An 810-nucleotide genomic window follows, 5' to 3' on the forward strand; every position below is an offset into this window, starting at 1 on the left:
GCGCTGCAAATCATTCACCCCGTCGGGCAGGATGACCATGACTTTCCAGATGCGGGCGGGCACCGTCACGCGGCCCCAGGATGCCATTTGGCGGCAGAAGGAGATTGAGGAGCAGGCGCTGGTAGCCCGCTACATCGTGAGCTGCTTCAAGCAGCTGCGGCTGCGCGAGTACCACGAAACCGGCCCGCGCACCGTGGCGGCCGGCGAGCTGCTGCACCTGCGCACCGATTTTGAAGTCGACCTGCACAACGTGCCCAACCCCGCCTCGCTGGGCACCGACATGCTGCGCCTGCTGCACCCCACCTCGGCCGTTGGCGGCATGCCCAAAACGGCCGCCCTGTCCTTTTTGCAGCGCCACGAGGGCTACGACCGCGCCTACTACAGCGGCTTCCTGGGCCCGGTGAACGTGGCCGCCCCCGGCATCGCCCGTCTCTACGTGAACCTGCGCTGCTTGCAGCTGCGCGCTACCGATGCCATCCTCTACGCCGGCACCGGCCTCACCATCGACTCCGACCCCGCCCGCGAGTGGCAGGAAACCCAGATGAAGATGCAAACGGCGGGGGCCGTTTTAATGAGGAATGAAGAATGAGGAATGAAGAATTACTTCACCTGACTCACTCGTTTCAATTCCTCATTATTCATTCCTCATTCTTCATTAAAACCCATGCAGGCCGTTTATAACATCGCCGAAATCTGCGCCCGCCACGGCATTACCGACGTCGTGCTGTCGCCCGGCTCGCGCTCGGCGCCGCTCACGCTGGCTTTTGCGCGCCACCCCGAGTTGAACGTGCGCGTGGTGCCCGACGAGCG

Annotated in this window: 1 protein-coding gene; it reads left to right on the top strand. The window is 63.5% G+C overall.

The genetic code is table 11. The annotated features are described in order from the left end of the window. The coding region (locus ACYVDE_RS24785; protein WP_460504183.1) for a chorismate-binding protein at window positions 1-589 on the top strand (589 nt) is incomplete at its 5' end. Window positions 590-810 lie beyond the last annotated feature (221 nt).

The sequence above is a fragment of the Hymenobacter agri genome (genome assembly GCF_054778495.1).